This is a genomic window from Alicyclobacillus acidocaldarius subsp. acidocaldarius DSM 446, assembly GCF_000024285.1.
GTDB classification, from domain to species: Bacteria; Bacillota; Bacilli; order Alicyclobacillales; family Alicyclobacillaceae; genus Alicyclobacillus; species Alicyclobacillus acidocaldarius.
The window spans coordinates 2,973,045-2,992,735 of sequence record NC_013205.1 but is presented as its reverse complement, the minus strand read 5'-3'; the positions used below and the strand labels follow the sequence as shown (position 1 = coordinate 2,992,735).

Here is a 19,691-nt window from a genome sequence, read left to right as displayed (position 1 = left end):
CGCCCGTGCGCCGCGCGGGACGTGGGCAAGAGGAGGTGGGCGCGTGTACTTCTGCGTCCTGGCGAGCGGCAGCAATGGAAACAGCCTGTACTTGGAGTCGGGCGACACCCGCATCCTGCTCGACGCGGGGCTCAGCGGCAGGCAACTCGAGACGCGGCTGCGCGCCCAGTGCGAGCGAGAGCTGCGCGACCTCACGGCGGTCCTCATCACCCACGAGCACGACGATCACGTCAAGGGCCTGGTTCAACTCGCGAAAAAGTGCCAAGCTTCGCTGTACATGACCGAGGGTACATACGCCGGCCTGCCGGCCAAGGCGCGGTTGGACGAGCCGGACCGCGTCGTACATATTCGCGCGGGAGAACCGTTTGAGGTGGGCGGGGTGCGCATCACGCCGTTTGCCGTGTCGCACGACGCCGAGGAGCCCGTCGCGTTTCGCTTCGACACGGCGGAAGGCAGCCTCGCCGTGGTGACGGACCTCGGCTACGTCAGCGATCGGCAGCGAGAGCTGCTCCGAGGCTGCGACGTGTACGTGTTCGAGACGAATCACGATACGGAGATGCTCCGCGCGGGCCCCTATCCGTGGCATCTCAAGCGGCGCATTCTCGGCGACAAGGGGCATCTGTCGAACGTCGACGCGGCGTACGCGCTGATCGACATTCTGAGCGACCAGCCCTCGCACGTGTATCTCGCGCACCTGAGTGGGGAGAACAATCTGCCGGAACTCGCGGAATTGACGGTGGAGCAGATCGTGCTCGACGCGAGGCCCGAATTGGCGGATCGCCTTCGTCTGCACCGGACGAGCCGTCAGGCACCTTGTTCAGCGATGAAAATTTCCCGGGCAACCGTATGATGCCAGACCTTCCCGCTCACACTACCCTCAGCATATCGCGTCGATACATACGCGCGAGGGGGATGAGCTGTGAGGGGAATGCGCGAACATCGTCTGAAGCGCGCGTGGGTGATCGGGGCCGTGGCGCTCGTGTCGAGCGGCGTGGGAGTGGCCGCAGGGCTGGCTGCGTCGAAACTTGAGCCGGCCATCTCGGCGCCGGCGCGATCGCAACATGTGGTGCGGGCGATGGACATGGCGGCCGATCCGGGGGGCGTGGTGAGCCTGTCCACGGGCGTCACGCAGGCCGTCAAGCGGGTCGAACCTGACGTCGTCGGCGTGGAGAACTATCAACTCGTCTCCAACTTCTTCTCTCAGACGTCGAAGCTGCAGGCCACGGGCATCGGCACGGGCGTGATGTTTTACAAGGACAATCGGCACGCGTACATCGTGACGAACAACCATGTGGTGGAAGGCGCGGCGAAGGTGGATATCGTGGTGGACCCGGGCAAGCATCACGACGCGGATGTGGTGGGGACGGATCCGTACACGGATTTGGCCGTACTGCGCGTGCCGGCGTCGGTGTTTCGCGGCATCGAGCCGGTCACGTTCGCGGACTCGAGCCGCATCGAAGCGGGCGAACCTGCCATTGCCATCGGGACGCCGCTCGGCCTGGATTTTGCGGACACGGTCACGAGCGGGATTGTGAGTGCGAAGTCGCGCCTGATGCCTGTGCAGGACGAGGCGACGGGACAGACGCTCGACTATCAGACGGTGATCCAGACGGACGCCGCCATCAACCCGGGCAACAGCGGCGGCCCGCTGCTCAACATCCGAGGCGAGGTCATCGGCATCAACAGCTGCAAAATTGTGGCGCAGAATTTTGAGGGCATGGGATTCGCCATCCCGTCGAACGAGGTGAAGGTCGTCGCGAAGCAGTTGATGGAGAAGGGGCACGCTGTGCACCCGGCGCTCGGCGTAGAAGGCTACTCGCTCGCATCGCTTCCTCAGCAGATGTGGCCCGACGTTCCGGTGGACTACGGGGTGTGGGTGAAACGCGTGTCCTCGCCGGAGGCGCGCGCGGCCGGGATCAGGCCGGGGGACGTCATTGTCTCGTTCAACGGGCAGACGGTCCGAACGATGGCGGAACTCAGGACCGCGCTGTTTCAGACGCGCCCGGGCGACGTGGCGGCGGTGCGCGTGTATCGAGGCGACAAGTTGCTCGCGCTCAAGGTGAAAATTGGCCAGATGGGGACGAAGCTCACCACTGCACCGGCGCTCGACTTCGCTCGGTGAGGGATGGCGAGCATCGGCGGGTTGCTTGGCGTCCCCATAGGGAGGGGACGGACGTGCGGGTGGCCGTGGTGGCGGTGGGCAAAATTCGAGAAAAGTTCTGGCTGGAGGCGCTTCGCGAATACGAGAAGCGCCTTTCGGCGTACGTAGATCTGGAGATGGTGGAGGTGGCGGACGAACCGGATCGCGACGAGATGTCGCCCGGGGAGGTGGAGGCGCTCCTGTCGCGCGAGGCGGATCGCATCGAGCGATGGCTTCGCCCGAGGGACGGCGTGATCGCGCTCGACATCGACGGCGAGGCGCTGTCGTCTGAGGCCTGGAGCGAGCGTTACGACAGGCTGTGCGCCGCGGGTTACGGGCGGCTGGTGTTCGTGGTGGGGGGATCGCGTGGCTTGCACCCGAGGATCAAGCGGCGCGCGGCGTTCCGCTGGAGCTTTGGTCCCATCACCCTGCCGCACGCTTTGGCGCGCGTTGTCCTGTTGGAGCAGCTGTACCGCGGCATTCGGATCCTGCGCGGCGAGCCGTATCACAAGTGAGGGCAAGCCTCAGGGGCGTGTGCGAGCAAAGGCGGCTGGCCACGCGCCTGCAGGCGTGCGCCGCGCCGAGACGCAGAAGAGCCTCTTCACTCTCCGGCGAGGCTCGGGTTCTCCGGGGATCCGTGTTCCATGAGAAAGCTGTACAGAAGCTTCGACGCCTTCGTCTCGAACGCCGATTTCGGCGTCACGATGGAAAACGTCCGCTTCACGGGCGCGCACGGGATGGGAAGCGTGCGCAACATCCCCCAGGCGAGTTCTCGCGCCACCACCCAGCGGGAGAGGCACGCGAGGCCGAGGCCCGCGGCCACCGACTCCTTGATGACCTGGCTGCTCGTGTATTCGACAAGATCGCGCGGCTGAATGCCCAACTGGGTAAACAGGCGATCCGTCATCTCCCGCGTGCCGGATCCGGGCTCGCGAATGAACCAGGTGGCGCGCTCCAGCAGAGATCGATCCGGCGCTTCGGCGTACCAGGGCGACGCGGGGCTTGCCACCACCAGCATCTCGTCCTCCGCGAACGGCGTGAGCACCACCTCGTCCTCCACCACGTCCTGGCCTTCGACGATGCCGATGTCGAGCTGGCGCACCGCCACGGCGTGGGCGATGGTCTGGGTGTTGGCAATGGAGACGGACGGCTGCACGGCGGGGTATGCCTTGCGGAATCGGGCGATGACGTGCGGCAGCACGTATTCCCCGTAGGTCAGGCTGGCCCCCACGTGCACAGGCCCGGCCGGCATCTCCTGCATATCCGCGATGAGCCGTTCCATGCGGCGGTACAACGCGAGGATTTCCTTGGCGTGCTCGTATACGATTCGGCCGGCGGGATTCACCTGCAGCCGCCTGCGGCCGCGATCGATCAGGCGCACGCCGAGGCGTTGTTCGAGCGTCTGGACGTGCTGACTGATGGCCGGCTGGCTGATGTGCAACTTCTCGGCCGCGCGGGTGAAGCTGTTCTCCTCCACGACCGTGACAAACACTCGCAACTGCAGATCCACGCGCTTCACACCCCATGAAGATAAGTTTTGCTTATAGTCTACATCAAAAAGATGTATTTCCCCTAATGCAAGTCACCTCATACCATGGAAGTTGACATGAGTGGGAGGTGACGGAATGCACATCATACGTCAGTTCGGCGTCAACTGGTTCACGACCGTCATGGGCATCGGCATTGTCGCGGCGCTCACCTACACGTCGCCCATCCACCTGCCGTTCCAGCACGCGGTGGGGGAGATCTTGTTCATTGGCGTCAATGTGGTCTTCGTCTTCGCCTTTGCGATGTGGATTCTGCGCTGGCTGCTCACGCCCGACGCCGCCATCGACGATTTCCGGCATCCGGGTCGGGCGCTGTTTTACGGCGCGTTCGCGATGGGCATCAACGTCGTCGGCAACGATTACTTTCTCATCGGCACACATATGATGCCGAAGCATACCGCCATCGCCATCAGCTTCGCGATTTGGCTCGCTGGGGTCGCCGCATCCGTGTTCTCCGTCATCGTCGTGCCGTATCTGCTCTTCACAGAGCACAAGGTGGAGCGAGACGAAACCGTGGCGTCCTGGCTCATCCCACTCGTTCCTCCCATCGTGGCGGCGGCCACGGGCACCAATCTCATTCCGTACGCGGGGGGACCTGGCGCGCAGTTCTCCATGACGGCAGGCATCGTCGCCCTGTTCGGCATGACGTTCTTCCTGTTCATCATGACGAGCGCCTTGGTCTATTCGCGCCTCGTGTTTCACAGGCGGCTCAGCGGCCAAGAGGCGCCGACCTTGTGGATTGAGATTGGGCCCATCGGCATGGCGATGGGCACGTTCTGCGGCATTCCGCTGAACGCCCCTCACGTCTTCGGCCCCTACTTCGGCGGCCTGCGCGATCTCGGCGCTGTCTTCTCCATCGCCATGTGGGGCGTGGGCGTCTGGTGGATCCTCCTCTCGGCGCTCTACACGTTTCTGCACCTGACGCCGAAGGGCGACGGGCTGCCATTTCATCTGGGTTGGTGGAGCTACGTCTTCCCCATCGGCAGCTTCACCAACGGCACGTATGCGCTCCATCGCCTGCTCGGGCACCCGTTCTTCGCCGTGGCTGGCTTGGTGCAGCTCGGGATTTTGTGGCTGTGTTTCGCCATCGTCATCGTGCGCACGGTTCACGGCGTGGCCGCAGGCCACCTGATTCAGTGGCGGCGCGATCACGCCCATCGTCATGAACTCAAAGCGCGCCGCGCGTGATGGCGCAAAAGCTGGTCTTTTCGGCACCTCTTCCGGATCCAACAGACACTAGTCAAGCTGGTAGGATAAGCAGTATAATCGTTAGAGAACTCTTAGGAATCCGCGTTGACCGACGGCACGCCTTGTGCCGCCGGATCGGCGGGATTTTGCGTGTTTACCTCTGCGTCCGCCCCGAAAGGCCCGATGAAATGGTCCGGTGGGGACTTTTTATGTTTCCGAATGGGATGGGGAGTCCTGGTGCATTCACGTTCTCCGCAATCCGGTGACGAAAACGGTCTGCAAGCGCGTCAGCTCGAAGATTGGCTCGTCCGGGAAGCGCCTCTCGCGGTCTTCGGCGTGGATCGGGAGAACCGCGTGAACCTCTGGTCCAGCCCGGCCGCGCGCATGCTGGGATGGGAACTGGACGAGATTTTAGGCGGTCCAGCTCCCTTCTGGTGGGCGGATGGCGATTTCGAACGCTATCTGGGCGAGATCGAGCAACGCGGCCGCGTGAACGGCCGCCTGGTCAAATGGCGGACGAAGGCGGGAGCCGCCTTGGAGTCGGAGACGTGGGCGTGGTCATCCGGCTCGGGAGGACTCGTCTTCGTGGTGACGGATCACGTCCGGGATACGGAGATGTACGCCGAAGTGGCGCAGTCCAGAAACTTCATCGAGCGCATCGCGGACGCGGCGGACATCTGTCTGTTTGCCTACGACGTCGCCTCGAATCGGCTGATCTACGCTTCCAACGCGTGCGAGGCGATGTCCGGCTATTCGAGCGACGAACTCGTGAAGGACCCGCACCTGTGGCTCTCCTTGGTCCATCCGGACGATCTCGCCCTCGCCACCGAACCCGTTCGCACGGGGTCCGGCGCGCGCAGCGAATACCGCATCCGCCATCGGAACGGAACCGAGCGGTGGGTGGCGGTCCACTTGTATCCGCGCTTTGGCCCCGACGGCCGCGTCACCTACCTCGAGGGGCTCGCGATGGACATCACGGACCGCAAGGTCCATCAGGTGGAACTGCAGCGCCTCGCTTTCACCGACGCCCTGACGCGTCTACCCAACCGCCAGCAGTTCGAGCACGATCTGCGCGCGGCGGTGGAACAGGCCGAGCGGCGGGGCGAAAAGCTCGCCGTCTTTCTCCTCGACTTCGACGGCTTCAAATACGTGAACGACACCTTCGGCCATCAGTTCGGCGACGCGACGCTCAAGGCCATCGCCGAGCGCCTGCAACAGACCCTCCGCGGCCGGGCGAAGGTGTACCGCATGGGCGGCGACGAATTCACGGTGATTCAGGCCGGGATCGCGGGAGAGGAGGATGTGCGGGAAACCGCAGCCCGCTGTCTGGACGCGTTTCGCGAACCGCTCCAGGTCATGGGCGAATGGATACCGATGGGCATCAGCATCTGAGCGGCCATCTATCCGGACCACAGCCGCGACGTCGATACGTTGCTCCGGTATGCGGACATCTCGATGTACGCGGCCAAGGAGCAGGGCGGGCACCGGCTGTGCCTGTACAGCGAGAGTGGGGACAGCGCCATCCACAACCGGCTCCTCCTCCACAACGCGCTCGCGAAGGCGTTCGATCGCGGCGAGTTTTCACTCGACTATCAGCCGATCTTCGACGTGCGCCGAGGCGTGTGGGTGGGCGCCGAGGCGCTCCTGCGCTGGCACTCCCCGGAGTTTGGGTTTGTTCCGCCGGCGGTGTTTGTTCCGTTCGCCGAACAGTGGGGAATGATGCAGCAAATCGGCGCTTGGGTGCTCCAGACGGCCTGTGAGACCGCCGCTCGGTGGCAGAGGCAGAACCTCCGCCTGCGCGTGTCGGTGAACGTGTCGCTGTCTCAGATGGCCGATCCGCGGTTTTTGGACGGCGTGGCGGATGCCCTCCGGCGCGCCCAGCTGCCCCCAGATCACCTGCAGCTCGAGGTGCATGCGAGCCTGCTCGCGCAATACGCAGATCTCATCGGCGATCTCGCCCAGGACCTCGATCGCATGGGCGTGTCCGTCGCCATCGACGATTTCGGGCACGGCGAGGCGGTGCTCGCGGCGCTGTCGGCCGGATCGTACGACGCCATCAAGCTGCACCCGTCGCTGTTGTCGATGGCGCCCGAGGGCGAGCGCCAGGAACGCCTGATGGCCGGCGTGGTCCGCCTCGCGCACGATCTCGGCATGCGCGCCATCGCGGAAGGGGTGGAGCGGCGGGAGCAGGAGATGCTGCTCGCGCGCACCGGATGCGATGAGATGCAGGGGTTTTGGAAGGCGCGCCCGGCGTCCGCCGAGGACCTCGCCGATTGGAGCAAGCGAATCGCCGCCGAGGAGGGGGACACCGTCTGAGCGCGCGTCAGAAGTTCGAATTTCTCGACCGAAAGCCGGCCCACATCTGTTCCGCTGCGTTTCGCAGTTCCTGAGGCACGAGGGAGAGCCTGCGCTCCGCGTCTCCGTAGCCAATCTCCTTGGCGCCTGCCTCCAGTTTCTCGAACACGGCGTCTGCGAAGTCGTCGACCGGCACGCCGAAGGTGTGAAGGCCCGGCCCGCCGAGATCCGTGTTGACCGCAGGCGGGACAATTTCGACGACCTCCACGGACGCGCCCTGAAGCTGCAGGCGAAGCGACTGGGTAAACGACCGCAGGGCCGCTTTCGTGGCGCTGTACACCGGCGCCCACGCCGCAGGTGCCAGCGCGAGGCCCGACGTCACGTTGACAACGGCCGCACGAGGTCGCTCGAGCAAGTGCGGCAACGCGGCCAAGGTCAGATGCACGGGGGCATCAAAGTTGATGGCGATCTCGCGCTCATAGTGCTCCCAGGGCTCCGACGCGCGCCGCACGTTGATGTGCTGCTGAATGCCCGCATTATTGACGAGCACGTTCCAGTCGGGATATGTCTCGTTCATGTACGCCAAGAGGCGCAATCGCTCCTCCGGCCGCATGACGTCGCAGCGCACCGTGATGAGATCCGGGTAAACGGCCTTCGCCTCGTCGAGCTTCTCCTGCCGGCGCCCGCAGATCACCACCCGGTTGCCGCGCGCGAGAAAGCGGGCGGCGAGTGCGAGCCCAATGCCGTTCGATCCGCCCGTCACGAGGATCGTATTTCCGTTCCATTCCACGTGCGTTCACTCCCAGCGAAGTTCCGTGTCGAGTCACGATTCCGCGTCGAGGGTCATCTTCGTCAGCAGATACAAAAGCTGCATGCCCCCGATCATGCCCAGACCCAAGAGGATCATGAGCGCCAGCTTGGAGCCAAAAAGGCCCGTCAGGATGGCGCCGCCCATCGTGCAGATGGTGAACAGGCCCACGCCGAGCACGGTGTACAGCGTCACCGGCCGATCCCGCCGCGCGCCTGCGGAGGCCCACTCAAAGCCCGCGGCGCGCCAGGATGTGCGCAGGAGAAAGCGGCCCTGAGCTTCGGAGGCGCGGCCCGAACACTCCGACGCGCGCGGCGCCTCTTCGGTCTGCGTGGTGGCCGTCTCTTCATAGGCTCCTTCGAAATGAAGGAGGAGATCGTAGCGCCTGCGCGCCTCCGGCTCGGACAGCGTGCGATACGCGTCCTGCACACGCCGGAAGTGGCGCTCGGCGGTGGCGCGATCGCCTTCGTGGACGTCCGGATGCCAATGCTTCGCAGCTCGCCGATAGGCCGCTTTGATCTGCGGCAACGTCGCGTTTCTCGGCACGCCGAGGATCTCGTAATGCGTGAGGGCCAACGGGGCCTTGCATTTGCCGCAGCGGCAGAAAAAGCCGTGATCTAAGCGAATGCGGTTGACCGCCCGGCAGGACGCGCATTGCTTCATGACGATCCATTCGCTCACGCGGAGCCCACGCCTTTCGCCAGAAGAATGGCATTCTACGCCCATTGTACCACGCTTCGTACACAGAACTGAAACAATTTCCACTCCAGGCGCTTGACTCATACACCTAAATAGGTTAAATATACATAGTGGTTAAAAGGTCTAATCTCTAAAATGATCGCGGTGCATGGAAACGGCGCCGAGATCGAAAAGAGATATGAGGAGGAGATGTACAGCATGAGCGCAAACGCGAACCCCACGCCGAACAATTCCGGCACCACGTTCCGCAGGATGATCCTTGTGAACTTGATCATCCTCATCGTGCTGATCGCTGCGGCCATCACGGGCTACTACTTCTACAACCAGTCGACGTTGTATCTCAAGACGGACGACGCGCAGGTCGCAGGCACCCAGATTGTCGTGTCCGCGCCGGCGAGCGGCAAGCTCATCAACTGGCAGGGCACCAACGGCTCGACGTTCAACGCAGGCGACGAGATCGGCGAGATTCAGACCCAGGTCGGCAACAAGACGGTCGACGTGCCGATTGACATGCCGGCCAACGGCACCATTGCGCAGAACGAGGTCATGAACAACGAATTCGTCGCCGCGGGCACGCCGCTTGCGTACGCGTACGACATGAACCACCTGTACATCGTGGCAAACATCAAGGAGACTCAGTTGCAGAACGTCAAGGTGGGTGATCAGGTGGATGTCTGGGTCGCCGGTAAGGCGGGCTCCATCAGCGGCACGGTGACGCAGATTGGTGACGCAACGGCGAGCACGTTCTCGCTGCTTCCAAATCAGAGCACCACGGCGGACTACACGCCGGTGACGCAAGTGGTTCCGGTGGAGATTTCGATTGGCACCACGGCGGGCAGCGGCTTGGTGCCTGGCATGAGCGCGACGGTTCGCATCCACAAGTAAGAGGTGAGGCGTATGTCGAACGATTCGCTGCAACCGACCGCATCCCAGGCGGTCGTGCCGGCCTCGCCCAACGCGCCGAGTCACGCGCCAAGCGGTGAGGCGGCGCACGGACATCCGCATCGGACACCCATTATGATCGTCATGATCTTTGGGGCGTTCGTCGCGATCTTGAACCAGACGCTGCTCAATGTGGCCCTGCCGCACCTGATGTCGGCGTTCAACGTCGACGCCAACACGGTGCAGTGGCTTTCGACGGCGTACATGTTGACGAATGGCGTGCTCATCCCCATCACCGCGTTCTTGATGGGGACGTTCACCACGCGGCAGCTGTTCATCTCGGCCATGTCGCTCTTTCTTGTGGGTTCGTTTCTGTGTGCCATCGCGCCGAGCTTTGGCGTGATGGTGTTCGGGCGCATCGTGCAGGCGTCCGGCTCCGCGGTGATGATGCCGCTGCTCATGACGGTGATTCTCGAGCTGTTCCCCCCGCAACAGCGCGGGCGGGCCATGGGCACGATGGCCATCGCGATGTTCTTCGCGCCGGCCGTGGGTCCGACCCTCTCGGGTTGGATTGTCACCAACTGGTCATGGCGCTGGCTGTTCTGGATTATCATTCCGCTCGCGTTCATCGACATCGTCCTGGCGGTGGCCGTGCTGCGCAATGTGGCGAAGCCCGTGCGGCCCAAGCTCGACGTCCCGGGCTTCTTGCTCTCTATCGTCGGGTTCGTCAGCCTGCTCTATGGCCTGAGTGAAGCGGGGAGCAAGGGCTGGGGCAACACCATTGTCGAGGTCTCGCTCATCGTGGGCGGCGTGTTCCTGGTGTTCTTTATCCTGCGCGAGCTGACCGCGAAGGAGCCGATGTTGGATCTGCGCGTGTTCAAATACGACGTGTTCACCATGACCACCATCGTGGGCTGCATCGTGAACATGGCGATGTTCGGCGCGATGATCCTGATGCCCATCTATCTCCAGGACATCCGCGGCTATACCGCTTTACAGTCCGGTCTGATGATGCTGCCTGGGGCCATCCTGATGGGCATCATGTCGCCCATCTCCGGCGCCATCTTCGATCGCGTCGGCGCTCGCCCGCTCGCGGTGGTGGGACTCGCCATCACGACCGTGACGACGTGGGAGTTCACGAAGCTGAACGCGCAGACCGGATATGGCCACATCATGCTGCTTTACACGGTGCGGATGTTCGGCATGTCGCTGCTCGCGATGACGGTGCAGACCGCCGGCCTGAACCAATTGCCGCGGCATTTGTACCGGCACGGCACGTCGGCCGCCAACACGGCGCGCACGGTGGCCTCGTCAGTCGGCACCGCGGTGCTCGTGACCATCATGACGGATCGCTCGAAGGTGCACTATGCGAACTTCCAAAACACGGTGACGGTCAATAATCACTACATCTACACGATGTATCAGACTATCGTGGAGTACTTCATGATCCACCTGCACAACTCGCTGCAGGCGGCGGAGGAGCTGGCCCGGTACGTGCTCTACGGCCTCGCGGAGCAGCAGAGCACCATTATGGGCATCAACGATGCGTTCTGGTGGGCGACGTGGGGAAGCTTCATCGCGTTTGTCCTGGCGTTCTTCATCCGCCGGCCGAAGCTTGCGCAGGCGGCCGCGGCCGGTGCAGGCGCGGTGACCGTGGGGCGGGCGCAGGCGGAAGCGGCATCGACCGCGTCGCAGCCCGCTGCGCTGACCGGCGCGCCGCACGCGGAGGGCCCGGTGGAGCAGGCGCTGGGACACGATATCCAGATTGCGGACAGCGTGGCCGAAGCCGAGGAAGTAGTGGATGCGGAGCCCGAGGCGTCTGCGCAGCAGGATGACGCGGAGACGTCCGAGTCGCCAGGCGACGAGGAATCGGGCACGGACTCGCCCACGGACATCGAGGACGAGCCGCAGCCCGTGAAGTGAAATTCGGAGCCACACGGGACATATGGAGCCACAGGGGCAAAAGCCCTTGTGGCTCTTGTCGCGGTCACGCCTCTCCGAGCGCGAACTCCAGCAGCAGGCAGATCTCGTCCTCCCGGCGCTGTCGCTTGGTGGCAAGTGGAGGCGCGTGATTTTCACGCGCGCCTGGGGTACAATGGATATGCTTACGAGTGGTATCCTGCTTACAAAAGCAAAGAGAAATGAGTGGAGGGAATGCACATGCCTGTCACGACGGAGAAGGGACTTCTTGCGGCCATTCGAGATCGCCGGTCGATTCACACGGTTGGAAAGAAGTCTCCCCTTGGCGATCAGGAGCTGGAGAAGATTCTCGCGGACATCGTGAAGCACATGCCGTCGGCGTACAATTCGCAGTCCACGAGGCTCGTGCTCCTGTTGGGCGCGGCGCACGAGAAGTTTTGGGACATCGTCCAAGACGTGATGCGCGCTGTGGTCGCTCCCGATCAGTTGGATGCGGTCGCCGCCCGGCTCGCCGGATTTCGCGGCGGCTACGGCACCGTGCTCTTCTTCGAAGATCAGGCCGTGATCGAGTCGTTCCAGCAAAAGTTCCCGGCCAATCAGGACAAGTTCCCCGTCTGGGCCGAGCACACGAACGCCATGCACCAATACGCGGTCTGGGTGGTGCTCGAGGCGTACGGATACGGTGCAAGCCTCCAGCACTACAACGTCGTCGAAGATCGCGTCAAGGCGGAGTGGAAGCTGCCTGAGACGTGGCGGCTCGTGGCGCAGATGCCGTTTGGATCGCCGGAGAATGCGCCGCGCGAAAAGCAGGTGCAACCGGTGGAGGAGCGGTTCAAGGTCTTCAAGTGAGGCACCGCCCCCGCAGGCCGCGTCGGCTGCGGGGGCGAGTTGTTTCAGCGCCATCGGAGCCAGACGCGCATTTCGCCCTGTCCCCGGTTTCCCCAGAGGAAGTACGGGATGGCGCGAAGCCTCACCTTGTGCTCCCGGCGGGCCTCCTCGGTTGCCGGTTGGTACAGGGCGCCGTCCCTAAACGCGGCGTCGTCGCGCCGATATGCGTCGCATTCCAGCGCCACGGCGTCCACGCCTGCAATTCGGCAGGGCACCTCCGCGATCGGTGCGCCGAGATCGACCGACAGCGCGGCGAGATTGGGGCCGTGATCGGCCTCTTCCACGCAGTAGACGAGCGGGCCGCGTTCGATGGCCACCATGCCGCTTACGGCGCGGAGCTCCGGATGGCCGACGACCCATCGCGCCTCCATGGGGAATTCGAGCGCCACCTCGTCGCCGTTTGCGAATTCGCGCTCGATCACGGCATACCCGTTCTCCATGCACACCTCGCTTCTTGCGAGAGGCTGGCCATTCACTCGAACGCTCGGTTTTCCCGCGCACCAACCTGGGATGCGGACGGCGATGGCGAAGCGGCGAGGCCCATGGCTCACGGACATGCGAAGGGACATCTCGCCTCGCCACGGCAGGCTCGACGCCAGCGCCACCTGCGCTCGCGAGCCATCCAGATCCCACTCGACGGAGCTGCCGATGTGAAGGTGGACGTACAGCGTCCGATGCGCTTCGTGCCACGAATACACGTAGTCCCCGAGGCTCATCAGAAGGCGTGCCACGTTCGGCGGGCAGCACGCGCAGCCAAACCAGGCCTGGCGCGTCGGCCGGACATGTCTGCGGTCTGGATTCTCCTCATTCGCGCGCGGCCACACCTCGAGCGGATTCACATAGCAGTAGTGCTTGCCGTCCTGCGCCATGCTGCCGATGACCGTGTTGTACAGGGCGCGCTCCATGACGTCGGCGTACTCAGACCGCGGCGCGAGTTCGAGCATGCGCTTGGCGAAGAAGATGAGGCCCACCGAGGCGCACGTCTCCGCATACGCCGTCTCGTTCGGGAGATCGTAGTCAAAGGTGAACGCCTCGCCCTGATGGGTCGATCCGACGGCCCCGATGATGTACATCTGGCGCCGCGTGACATCTTCCCACAGCCGCTCGCACGCCCTCGCCAGCGTCTCGTCGCCCGTGAGCCGCGCGACGTCCGCCATCGCCGTGTACATGTACATCGCGCGCACCGCGTGGCCCACCGCCACATCCTGCTCGCGCACCGGTTTGTGCGCCTGATGGTAGGCGAGGTCCGGCTCCTTCATCCACGGCCACCAGAACGACTTTCTCCCTCTCCGCTCCCATTCTTCGAGGAAGAAATTCGGCTCCGTGCCGCGGGCGTCGAGGAAGTAGCGGGCGAGATCGAGATAGCGCTTCTCTCCAGTTACGCCGTAGAGCTTCACGAGTGCCAGCTCAATTTCCTGGTGCCCATCGTAGCCGTGAATCTGGCCTTCACCAGGCCCGAACGTGTCGGCGATGAGGTCCGCGAAGCGGCACATGGCGTCGAGCAGCTTGCGCTTGCCCGTCGCCTCGTAGTAGCTGACGGCTGCCTCCATCATGTGCCCCGCGCAGTAGAGCTCGTGACAGTCCATGAGATTCGTGAAGCGCTTGCCCGGCTCCTGGATGGTGAAATACGTGTTGAGATACCCATCCGGCTGTTGCGCCGCCACGACCAGGTCGATCACGTCGTCCGCCATTCGCTCGAGTTCTGGATCGCGCTTCGTCTTCAGCGCGTGGCCGACGGCCTCCAGCCACTTCGCCACATCGCTGTCCTGAAACGGCATGCCCGTGAACTCGCCGGTCTCCAAGCCTGCGGCGATGCGGAAGTTGCGGATGGCTCCAGTCAGCCCCACGCCGGGGACGCGATCGTTCAGGATCTCGTATTGATACGGGAGCACGGTCTCGCGCACGAGTTGTTGGTAGCGAGACCAGAAGGGGGAGTGGAGTTGTACGGATAAGTGAGGTCGCGGCTTCGACGGCTCTGGTGGCACCGAGAAACACCCTCTCTGCGGAGATGTATGCGCTTTCGTTGAAGAAACGTAGAAAAGTTATGCGAATGTGTTGATGATAGCATGCGGATGGGCAGGTGGGTAGATGGGCGTATCGATGACTCGATCACGGCGCTAGGTCCAGTTTCGATGGGCCGGTTGGCAGACGGCGATGTGCCCGCCGGGCGGCCTCGCCGCACACAAGGCTTGCTACGAGCGCTAGCGCCGCGAAGACAGGCGCCAAGCGTGGATGCCATGCGTAGAGATAGCCCGCGATGGCCCCGGACGGCGAACTGGAGAGCAAAATCAGCACGTTCAGGACCGCAAGCATGGTCGAGCGTTCGGCGTCGTCCATGGCGTTTGCCACGAGCGACTCCACGAACGGGTTGGCGAACACCGTGCCAGCGGCGGAGAGCACTGTTGCGATAATCGTCGGTGCAAATGTCCTCGGCGCTGAGATCGCCAGGAGAATCGTCGCCGCGGTCAAGAGCCCGATGCCGGCCTGCATCCAGTGGTAGCCGTGATCGTCTTGAAAACGCCGCGCGAACGTCGCGAGGCAGACGGCCATGACGAGCGACGAAAGGGCTGGGAGCAGGCCCATGAAGGACGGCGGGATGTGGAGGGCGTCCATTTGGTACGCCGTGACGAAGGTGGTTCGGATGGAGATCTGCACGTTCCACATGACGTAGACGCCAAACAGCCACATCAGCGTACGGTTGCGGGACAGGGCTTTGATAGCCGCACGAATCCGGTGCCACTCGTGTCGAGGATGGAGCCGTCTCGTCTCGGCCATTCGCATAAGACCGATGCTCGTCTCGCGAAGTCCTCGGTGGCGAATGGCGATCATCGCGGTCATGCTCGCGAAGGCGTAGAGGTAAAGCAAACGCGTGCCAAGGACCACGCCTGTGCGATGGATGAGCCAACCCGCGATGGGCGAGAAGAACCCAGCGACGGTCGCGACCACCTGGAGCGCGGTGAATACGCGCGAGCGCATATTGGCGGAGGTGTCCTCCGTCAGGAGGCAATACCACGCCGTGGTTGAGATGCGCTGAAAGCCGTTGAGGAAGAAGGCGAGCGCGAAGCCCCACCAGCTGTGCGATACGGCCCAGAGCAGTGTGGCGCAGGACCAGCTGACGAGATCGACCACCCAAAGTGCCTTTTTGCGCCCCATGCGATCCGTCACGTATCCGCTCACCAGCGCGGAGAGCATTTGAACGACGAGGTTCATGGTGGTGAGCCAGCCGAGATCGACGCTGGTGAGCCCGAGTTGCAACATGTAGACGGACGCGTATGTGGTATACATGTTGTAGGGGATCACGAAAAGCGGCTCTGCGATGACGCAGGTTCGGGGGTTTTGGGGCATAGGAGTCTTCAACGTCGTCACCCTCATGGTGGTATGCTACCGTGTCGAGTGGTGTCCCAGGGTGCGAAGGAACGAATACGGTTTCGCTTCCAAGGCACCATCCTCAATCTATCGAATGTGAAGGCGAACGACCAATCCATAGAGTGGGAAATGGTGATGTGAGCATGGCTTCTCCCGCCAAGTACGTCATGGTCAAAGAGCAAATCCGGGAGTGGATCCGCACGGGGAAGGTGAAACCCGGGCAGAAGATCTACTCGGAGAACGAACTCATCAAGATGTTCCGCGTCAGCCGGCATACGATTCGGCAGGCGGTGGGGGATCTCGTGCACGAGGGGCTTCTGTACCGGGAGCAGGGTGCCGGGACGTTCTGCGCCTTTCCGCAGGAGGAGCGGGTGTCGGGGGAGAGCCAGGAGGCGCGCAGGTATATTGGCGTCATCACAACGTACATCTCGGATTACATTTTTCCGACCATCATCCGCGGCATCGAGTCGTACGTGACGAACAAGGGGTACTCGCTGATTCTGGCTTGCACGTACAACAACCTGTCGAAGGAAGCGCAGTGCCTCGAGTCGATGCTGCAGCGCCCGATTGCGGGGCTGATTGTGGAGCCGACGGAGTCGAGCACGTACAATCCGAACATCCGGTACTACCTGGAGTTGGAGCAGCGAAAGATCCCGTATGTGATGATTAACCAGTACTATCCGCAACTCGATCCGCCGCACATCATCATGGACGACAAGAAGGGCGGTTGGATGGCGACGCACCACCTCTTGGAGCTCGGGCATCGGAAGCTGATGGGGATCTTCAAGACGGACGACTTGCAGGGCGTGTATCGGATGCAGGGGTTCATGGACGCGTGCCGGGAGGCGGGGGTGTCGGTGAAGCCGGAGTGGCTGATCACGTACCGGACGGAGGAGTTGGGCGAGGAGGTTGTGCGTCGGGTGCGGGCGGAGTTGGAGCGCGAGGAAGAGCGGCCGACGGGGATTGTGTGCTACAACGACCAGTTGGCGGTGAAGGTGCTGGACGTGCTGCGGGAGCTCGGGATCCGGGTGCCGGAGGAGATGTCGCTGGTGGGGTACGACGACTCGTACCTGGCGGAGGCGACGGAGATCAAGCTGACGACGGTGGAGCATCCGAAGACGCAGATGGGGCTTGACGCAGCGAAGTGGGTGATGCGTGCCATTGAGCGCGGGAAGCGCGACGCTGAGGAACCGGGGTCCATCGTGTACGAGCCCAAGCTGGTGGTCCGTGGATCGACCAGACGAGTGACAGACTGAACTCTCGGTGGTGTCTGCAGAAGACTTGGTACCTAGATGAAATGTGCGTACAAATACGAAAAGCTCTTGAGTGCAAGCTCGGTCTTGTGGTAGGATGCAGACGTGAATCCGGTTTCACCGCACAAGCCGGGTTTTGTTTGATTCAACTTGTACGGATATGCGTACAAGATAGCAGGGGGTGATGTGCTTGGCTCGGACCTTGCTGGAAGCCAGGGGAATTCGAAAAGAGTTCCCGGGTACTGTGGCGCTCGACAATGTCTCATTCGAGCTTTTTGAAGGCGAAATACATGCGCTGATGGGCGAAAACGGGGCGGGAAAATCTACGTTCCTCAAAATTGTCACAGGAGCTCTGCAACCTGACGCAGGCGAAATTCACATTGCCGGCCGTCCGGTAAAGCTACACTCCCCGGTGGATGCTCGCCGCTTGGGGGTCGCGATCGTTCATCAGGAGTTGAGTCTGTTTCCCGATATCTCCGTCATGGAGAACATTCTCGTGGGGCAGGCGCCGACCCGAATGGGGCTCATGAGACGTCAACAGATGCATGAGGTCTGCGAGCGCTACCTCGAGAGGTTTCACGTGGGCTTCTCTCCGACGGATGTCGTGAAGAATTTGAGTGTCTCCCAGCAGCAAATTGTAGAAATTGTGAAAGCGCTTGTGACGGACGCGGATGTGTATATCTTCGACGAACCCACGTCTGCACTGAGTGTAGAGGATGCTTCTCGCCTGTTTGACGTGCTAAGGGAGTTGAAGTCCAAAGGCAAGGGTGTCATTTACGTGAGTCACAAGTTCGACGAGATCTTCCAGCTTTCAGACCGCATCACCGTGTTTCGAGACGGTGCGCTCATCGGAACCGTTCAAACCTCCGAAACGGACTCGGACGAAGTCATTCGCATGATGGTGGGCCGCTCCATCGAGCGGATTTACCCAGATAAGGGGAAGCCGGAAGCTCGCGTCTTGCTCAAGGTGCAGAATCTGAATGCCGGTCCGAAGTGCAGGAATGTGTCTTTTGAGCTTCATAAGGGCGAGATTCTTGGTGTGTTCGGCCTCGTCGGGTCTGGGCGAACGGAAATGATGCGTGCACTCGCGGGGATCGATCCGAGGACGTCTGGGGAAATCGTGATGGATGGACATCCCGTTCGGATCCACACGATCCAGGACGCGATGCGACATGGCCTGTACTACCTCACGGAAGATCGGAAGGAACAAGGTCTTTTCCTGAAAATGTCGATCCGTGACAACGTGGCGGTTACACACCTAGATCATCTTTCAACGCGGGGGTTGCTGCAGCGCGGTCGGGCTAGGGATCTCGCGACATCCGTCATCCGGGATCTCCGGGTGAAAGCGAAGGACGACGAGCAGCTTGTCGGAAGTCTGAGCGGCGGCAACCAGCAGAAAGTCATGATAGGAAAATGGATATCGCGTCAGCCGCGAGTCCTCATCTTGGATGAGCCTACGCGAGGTATTGACGTGGGTGCAAAAGCGGAGATTCACCAGTTGTTGCGAAGGTTGGCCAACGAGGGCATCGGCATCATCGTGATTTCGTCGGAACTGCCTGAAATCGTGGGGCTCAGCGACCGCGTGATGGTCGTCCACAACGGTACCGTGGCAGGTATCCTAAGTGGATCGCAAATGAATGACGAAACCATCATGGAGTACGCATCTGGCTTGCACAAGGAAACTGCTGTGGGGTGAGAACATGCAACCAGTGGACACCGCTCCCGTCAATATCGACAAAGAACGCGAGACGTGGCTTCGGAGAGTCGCGCGTATTCGAGAACTTACTATTGTCCTCGTGATCGTGGCTCTCTGCATCATTCTGTCCTTCATGTCGTCGTCATTTCTGAGTGTTGATAACATCGTCACGACGATTTTGAGCATCGTCATGACAGCCATTGTATCGGTGGGCATGACAGTGGCACTCGTGTCCGGAGGGTTCGACCTCTCGGTCGGCTCCGTGATGTCCATGGCAGGTGTGGTCACGGGAAGCTTGGCATTAAATGGTGTGAACATTTGGCTGGCGGCGATCTTTGGTCTGTTGGCCAGCCTGTGCTCCGGGCTGATTACAGGTCTATTTATCGGCAAGGTCAAGATCAATCCGTTCATCATGACCCTCGGTATGCAGGGCGTGGTTCAAGGTGTGGCTTACGTCGTGACCCAGGGTGCGCCGTTGTCCGTCACGGGTGTACCGAAGTCGTTTCTCTACCTTGGTCAGGGCAATTTGCTGGGCATTCCCGTTCTCATCTGGATTCTGGCGGTCGTGGTTGTTGTCTCCGACTTCATCATGAGGCGTGCAGTCGTTGCTCGTAAGGTGTACTACATCGGCAGCAACGAAGCGGCTGCGTACTTGTCTGGTATTCGAGTCTCCAAGGTAAAGGTTTGGATCTACATTTTCACCGCTCTATTGGCGGGCATCGCGGGAATTCTGACACTCTCGCGGTTCAGCGTAGCTGCACCGACCGCTGGGCAGGGTATGGAACTTCAGGCCATTGCTGCGTGTATCATCGGCGGTGCCAGCTTGACGGGAGGTGAGGGTACCGTCCTCGGAGCACTGCTCGGTAGCGTGCTCGTGGGCATCGTAAATGATGCGTTGGTGCTGTTGAACGTATCCGTTTATTGGCAGAGCCTTGTTACAGGCTTCGTTCTGATTGCTGCGGTGACGTTAGACGTCCTGACCCACAGGAAAAAGGCAAATTGACGAGAG

The 19,691-nt window shown here is 62.1% G+C and carries 17 protein-coding genes; 12 read left to right on the top strand and 5 right to left on the bottom strand.

Annotated elements, in window-relative coordinates:
• Positions 1-43: 43 nt before the first annotated feature.
• From AACI_RS14470 to rlmH, 3 genes are all read left to right on the top strand, one after another.
• Positions 44-850 (top strand): MBL fold metallo-hydrolase, encoded by an 807-nt coding sequence (locus AACI_RS14470; RefSeq protein WP_012812121.1) that lies wholly within the window; start codon positions 44-46, stop codon positions 848-850.
• A gap of 78 nt (positions 851-928) precedes the next feature.
• A complete protein-coding gene (locus AACI_RS14465) occupies positions 929-2,122 on the top strand; it encodes a S1C family serine protease (RefSeq protein ID WP_245530818.1) in 1,194 nt (397 codons plus the stop codon).
• A gap of 53 nt (positions 2,123-2,175) precedes the next feature.
• A complete protein-coding gene (rlmH, locus tag AACI_RS14460; protein WP_012812119.1) occupies positions 2,176-2,655 on the top strand; it encodes a 23S rRNA (pseudouridine(1915)-N(3))-methyltransferase RlmH in 480 nt (159 codons plus the stop codon).
• Positions 2,656-2,741: 86 nt separating this feature from the next.
• Here rlmH and AACI_RS14455 read toward each other — a convergent pair whose 3' ends face one another.
• Positions 2,742-3,659, bottom strand: coding sequence for a LysR family transcriptional regulator (locus AACI_RS14455; protein ID WP_012812118.1), 918 nt, complete (start codon positions 3,657-3,659; stop codon positions 2,742-2,744).
• A 106-nt stretch (positions 3,660-3,765) separates the two neighbouring features.
• Here AACI_RS14455 and AACI_RS14450 point away from each other — a divergent pair, with 106 nt between their 5' ends.
• The 3 genes from AACI_RS14450 to AACI_RS14445 all read left to right on the top strand — a co-directional run bounded on the left by AACI_RS14450 (position 3,766) and on the right by AACI_RS14445 (position 7,191).
• Positions 3,766-4,875 carry a TDT family transporter gene (locus AACI_RS14450; RefSeq protein WP_012812117.1) on the top strand — a complete coding sequence of 370 codons (1,110 nt, stop codon included), beginning with the start codon at positions 3,766-3,768 and terminating at the stop codon, positions 4,873-4,875.
• A 237-nt stretch (positions 4,876-5,112) separates the two neighbouring features.
• Complete coding sequence (locus tag AACI_RS15635) at positions 5,113-6,267, top strand: diguanylate cyclase domain-containing protein (RefSeq protein ID WP_049763323.1); 1,155 nt, start codon at positions 5,113-5,115, stop codon at positions 6,265-6,267.
• Between the two features lie 39 nt (positions 6,268-6,306).
• Positions 6,307-7,191, top strand: a complete 885-nt coding sequence (locus tag AACI_RS14445) for an EAL domain-containing protein (protein ID WP_049763322.1) — start codon at positions 6,307-6,309, stop codon at positions 7,189-7,191.
• A 7-nt stretch (positions 7,192-7,198) separates the two neighbouring features.
• Here the strand turns inward: AACI_RS14445 and AACI_RS14440 are convergent, their stop codons facing one another.
• Together AACI_RS14440 and AACI_RS14435 are read right to left on the bottom strand one after the other, a co-directional pair.
• The gene (locus AACI_RS14440; RefSeq protein WP_012812116.1) at positions 7,199-7,960 is read right to left on the bottom strand and encodes an SDR family oxidoreductase; all 762 of its coding nucleotides are present in this window, start codon (positions 7,958-7,960) and stop codon (positions 7,199-7,201) included.
• 33 nt (positions 7,961-7,993) lie between these two features.
• Positions 7,994-8,659: a J domain-containing protein gene (locus tag AACI_RS14435; protein ID WP_245530639.1), complete on the bottom strand. Its 666-nt coding sequence runs from the start codon at positions 8,657-8,659 to the stop codon at positions 7,994-7,996.
• Positions 8,660-8,866: 207 nt separating this feature from the next.
• Between AACI_RS14435 and AACI_RS14430 the strand changes: the two genes are divergently transcribed.
• From AACI_RS14430 to AACI_RS14420, 3 genes are all read left to right on the top strand, one after another.
• A complete protein-coding gene (locus tag AACI_RS14430; protein ID WP_049763369.1) occupies positions 8,867-9,562 on the top strand; it encodes an HlyD family secretion protein in 696 nt (231 codons plus the stop codon).
• Between the two features lie 12 nt (positions 9,563-9,574).
• The gene (locus AACI_RS14425; RefSeq protein WP_012812113.1) at positions 9,575-11,482 is read left to right on the top strand and encodes a DHA2 family efflux MFS transporter permease subunit; all 1,908 of its coding nucleotides are present in this window, start codon (positions 9,575-9,577) and stop codon (positions 11,480-11,482) included.
• Positions 11,483-11,719: 237 nt separating this feature from the next.
• On the top strand, positions 11,720-12,328 hold the full coding sequence (locus tag AACI_RS14420) for a nitroreductase family protein (RefSeq protein WP_012812112.1): 609 nt from the start codon (positions 11,720-11,722) through the stop codon (positions 12,326-12,328).
• Between the two features lie 44 nt (positions 12,329-12,372).
• On the opposite strand, the gene AACI_RS14415 is transcribed toward AACI_RS14420, so the two are convergent.
• The gene (locus AACI_RS14415; protein WP_012812111.1) at positions 12,373-14,352 is read right to left on the bottom strand and encodes a glycoside hydrolase family 127 protein; all 1,980 of its coding nucleotides are present in this window, start codon (positions 14,350-14,352) and stop codon (positions 12,373-12,375) included.
• Positions 14,353-14,476: 124 nt separating this feature from the next.
• Positions 14,477-15,652 carry an MFS transporter gene (locus AACI_RS14410; RefSeq protein ID WP_245530638.1) on the bottom strand — a complete coding sequence of 392 codons (1,176 nt, stop codon included), beginning with the start codon at positions 15,650-15,652 and terminating at the stop codon, positions 14,477-14,479.
• A gap of 224 nt (positions 15,653-15,876) precedes the next feature.
• Between AACI_RS14410 and AACI_RS14405 the strand changes: the two genes are divergently transcribed.
• The 3 genes from AACI_RS14405 to AACI_RS14395 all read left to right on the top strand — a co-directional run bounded on the left by AACI_RS14405 (position 15,877) and on the right by AACI_RS14395 (position 19,685).
• Positions 15,877-16,989, top strand: coding sequence for a GntR family transcriptional regulator (locus AACI_RS14405; protein ID WP_041707690.1), 1,113 nt, complete (start codon positions 15,877-15,879; stop codon positions 16,987-16,989).
• A gap of 181 nt (positions 16,990-17,170) precedes the next feature.
• Positions 17,171-18,682 carry a sugar ABC transporter ATP-binding protein gene (locus AACI_RS14400; RefSeq protein ID WP_012812108.1) on the top strand — a complete coding sequence of 504 codons (1,512 nt, stop codon included), beginning with the start codon at positions 17,171-17,173 and terminating at the stop codon, positions 18,680-18,682.
• 4 nt (positions 18,683-18,686) lie between these two features.
• Positions 18,687-19,685, top strand: a complete 999-nt coding sequence (locus tag AACI_RS14395) for an ABC transporter permease (RefSeq protein ID WP_041707687.1) — start codon at positions 18,687-18,689, stop codon at positions 19,683-19,685.
• Positions 19,686-19,691 lie beyond the last annotated feature (6 nt).

Coding starts and splice junctions, on each gene's coding strand:
- AACI_RS14405 (WP_041707690.1), top strand. CDS start 15,877: ATGGCTTCTCCCGCCAAGTACGTCATGGTCAAAGAGCAAATCCGGGAG.
- AACI_RS14465 (WP_245530818.1), top strand. CDS start 929: ATGCGCGAACATCGTCTGAAGCGCGCGTGGGTGATCGGGGCCGTGGCG.
- AACI_RS14410 (WP_245530638.1), bottom strand. CDS start 15,652: ATGTATACCACATACGCGTCCGTCTACATGTTGCAACTCGGGCTCACC.
- AACI_RS14425 (WP_012812113.1), top strand. CDS start 9,575: ATGTCGAACGATTCGCTGCAACCGACCGCATCCCAGGCGGTCGTGCCG.
- AACI_RS14430 (WP_049763369.1), top strand. CDS start 8,867: ATGTACAGCATGAGCGCAAACGCGAACCCCACGCCGAACAATTCCGGC.
- AACI_RS14450 (WP_012812117.1), top strand. CDS start 3,766: ATGCACATCATACGTCAGTTCGGCGTCAACTGGTTCACGACCGTCATG.
- AACI_RS14420 (WP_012812112.1), top strand. CDS start 11,720: ATGCCTGTCACGACGGAGAAGGGACTTCTTGCGGCCATTCGAGATCGC.
- AACI_RS14400 (WP_012812108.1), top strand. CDS start 17,171: ATGTGCTTGGCTCGGACCTTGCTGGAAGCCAGGGGAATTCGAAAAGAG.
- AACI_RS14395 (WP_041707687.1), top strand. CDS start 18,687: ATGCAACCAGTGGACACCGCTCCCGTCAATATCGACAAAGAACGCGAG.